General features: G+C 57.3%; 2 rRNA genes. Both read left to right on the top strand.

Annotated elements, in window-relative coordinates:
- Positions 1–65 precede the first annotated feature (65 nt).
- Positions 66–3,170 (top strand): 23S ribosomal RNA (locus ACIRQ9_RS40260).
- Positions 3,171–3,260: 90 nt separating this feature from the next.
- Positions 3,261–3,377: ribosomal RNA gene (rrf, locus tag ACIRQ9_RS40255) — 5S ribosomal RNA — on the top strand.

Below are 3,377 nucleotides of genomic sequence, written 5' to 3'. Positions count from 1 at the left end.
TAGCGGGTGGGGTGATGGGTGGCTGGTCGTTGTTTGAGAACTGCACAGTGGACGCGAGCATCTGTGGCCAAGTTTTTAAGGGCGCACGGTGGATGCCTTGGCACCAGGAACCGATGAAGGACGTGGGAGGCCGCGATAGTCCCCGGGGAGTCGTCAACCAGGCTTTGATCCGGGGGTTTCCGAATGGGGAAACCCGGCAGTCGTCATGGGCTGTCACCCGCTGCTGAACACATAGGCAGTGTGGAGGGAACGAGGGGAAGTGAAACATCTCAGTACCCTCAGGAAGAGAAAACAACCGTGATTCCGGGAGTAGTGGCGAGCGAAACCGGATGAGGCCAAACCGTATGCGTGTGAGACCCGGCAGGGGTTGCGTATACGGGGTTGTGGGATCTCTCTTTTGCGGTCTGCCGGCCGTGAGACGAGTCAGAAACCGTTGATGTAGGCGAAGGACATGCGAAAGGTCCGGCGTAGAGGGTAAGACCCCCGTAGCTGAAACATTGACGGCTCGTTTGAGAGACACCCAAGTAGCACGGGGCCCGAGAAATCCCGTGTGAATCTGGCGGGACCACCCGCTAAGCCTAAATATTCCCTGGTGACCGATAGCGGATAGTACCGTGAGGGAATGGTGAAAAGTACCGCGGGAGCGGAGTGAAATAGTACCTGAAACCGTGTGCCTACAAGCCGTGGGAGCATCCTTGTGGTGTGACTGCGTGCCTTTTGAAGAATGAGCCTGCGAGTTTGCGGTGTGTTGCGAGGTTAACCCGTGTGGGGAAGCCGTAGCGAAAGCGAGTCCGAATAGGGCGTTTTAGTAGCGCGCTCAAGACCCGAAGCGGAGTGATCTAGCCATGGGCAGGTTGAAGCGGAGGTAAGACTTCGTGGAGGACCGAACCCACCAGGGTTGAAAACCTGGGGGATGACCTGTGGTTAGGGGTGAAAGGCCAATCAAACTCCGTGATAGCTGGTTCTCCCCGAAATGCATTTAGGTGCAGCGTCGTGTGTTTCTTGCCGGAGGTAGAGCACTGGATAGGCGATGGGCCCTACCGGGTTACTGACCTTAGCCAAACTCCGAATGCCGGTAAGTGAGAGCGCGGCAGTGAGACTGTGGGGGATAAGCTCCATGGTCGAGAGGGAAACAGCCCAGAGCATCGACTAAGGCCCCTAAGCGTACGCTAAGTGGGAAAGGATGTGGAGTCGCACAGACAACCAGGAGGTTGGCTTAGAAGCAGCCACCCTTGAAAGAGTGCGTAATAGCTCACTGGTCTAGTGATTCCGCGCCGACAATGTAGCGGGGCTCAAGCGTACCGCCGAAGTCGTGTCATTGCAGCAATACTCCCAACGGAGGCTGTGATGGGTAGGGGAGCGTCGTCTGCCGGGTGAAGCAGCCGCGGAAGCGAGTTGTGGACGGTTGACGAGTGAGAATGCAGGCATGAGTAGCGATTCACACGTGGGAAACGTGTGCGCCGATTGACTAAGGGTTCCTGGGTCAAGCTGATCTGCCCAGGGTAAGTCGGGACCTAAGGCGAGGCCGACAGGCGTAGTCGATGGATAACCGGTTGATATTCCGGTACCCGCTGTGAAGCGTCAAACATCGAAACAGGCGATGCTAAGTCCGTGAAGCCGTCCTGGAGCCTTCGGGCAAAGGGAAGTGGTGGAGCCGACGGACCAGACTTGCAGTAGGTGAGTGATGGGGTGACGCAGGAAGGTAGTCCATCCCGGGCGGTGGTTGTCCCGGGGTAAGGGTGTAGCCCGTCATCCAGGTAAATCCGGGTGGCTTGAGGGTGAGACCTGATGCCGAGCCGATTGTGGTGAAGTGGATGATCCTATGCTGTCGAGAAAAGCCTCTAGCGAGTTTCATGGCGGCCCGTACCCTAAACCGACTCAGGTGGTCAGGTAGAGAATACCGAGGCGTTCGGGTGAACTATGGTTAAGGAACTCGGCAAAATGCCCCCGTAACTTCGGGAGAAGGGGGGCCACGTCTGGTGACCGGATTTACTCCGTGAGCTGGGGGTGGCCGCAGAGACCAGCGAGAAGCGACTGTTTACTAAAAACACAGGTCCGTGCGAAGCCGTAAGGCGATGTATACGGACTGACGCCTGCCCGGTGCTGGAACGTTAAGGGGACCGGTTAGCTCCATTTCGGTGGGGCGAAGCTGAGAACTTAAGCGCCAGTAAACGGCGGTGGTAACTATAACCATCCTAAGGTAGCGAAATTCCTTGTCGGGTAAGTTCCGACCTGCACGAATGGCGTAACGACTTCTCGACTGTCTCAACCATAGGCCCGGTGAAATTGCACTACGAGTAAAGATGCTCGTTTCGCGCAGCAGGACGGAAAGACCCCGGGACCTTTACTACAGTTTGATATTGGTGTTCGGTTCGGCTTGTGTAGGATAGCTGGGAGACTTTGAACTCTGGACGCCAGTTCAGGGGGAGTCGTCGTTGAAATACCAGTCTGGTCGTGCTGGATGTCTAACCCGCGCCCGTGATCCGGGTGGGGGACAGTGTCTGATGGGTAGTTTAACTGGGGCGGTTGCCTCCTAAAGAGTAACGGAGGCGCCCAAAGGTTCCCTCAGCCTGGTTGGCAATCAGGTGTTGAGTGTAAGTGCACAAGGGAGCTTGACTGTGAGACCGACGGGTCGAGCAGGGACGAAAGTCGGGACTAGTGATCCGGCGGTGGCTTGTGGAAGCGCCGTCGCTCAACGGATAAAAGGTACCCCGGGGATAACAGGCTGATCTTCCCCAAGAGTCCATATCGACGGGATGGTTTGGCACCTCGATGTCGGCTCGTCGCATCCTGGGGCTGGAGTCGGTCCCAAGGGTTGGGCTGTTCGCCCATTAAAGCGGTACGCGAGCTGGGTTTAGAACGTCGTGAGACAGTTCGGTCCCTATCCGCTGTGCGCGTAGGAGTCTTGAGAAGGGCTGTCCCTAGTACGAGAGGACCGGGACGGACGAACCTCTGGTGTGCCAGTTGTCCTGCCAAGGGCATGGCTGGTTGGCTACGTTCGGGAGGGATAACCGCTGAAAGCATCTAAGCGGGAAGCCTGCTTCGAGATGAGGACTCCCACCCACTTGATGGGGTAAGGCTCCCAGTAGACGACTGGGTTGATAGGCCGGATCTGGAAGCACCGTGAGGTGTGGAGGTGACCGGTACTAATAGGCCGAGGGCTTGTCCTCAGTTGCTCGCGTCCACTGTGTTGGTTCTGAAACCACGAACGGCCCCATGCCATGGTCACGGTATGGTGCGGCTGAACAGTTTCATAGTGTTTCGGTGGTCATAGCGTGAGGGAAACGCCCGGTTACATTCCGAACCCGGAAGCTAAGCCTTACAGCGCCGATGGTACTGCAGGGGGGACCCTGTGGGAGAGTAGGACACCGCCGAAC

It is taken from the genome of Streptomyces sp. NPDC101237, from assembly GCF_044767465.1.
In the GTDB taxonomy this organism is placed as follows: Bacteria; Actinomycetota; Actinomycetes; order Streptomycetales; family Streptomycetaceae; genus Streptomyces; species Streptomyces gramineus.
The sequence above is the reverse complement of the archived record's forward strand: the minus strand, read 5'-3'. Positions and strand labels throughout refer to the sequence as shown.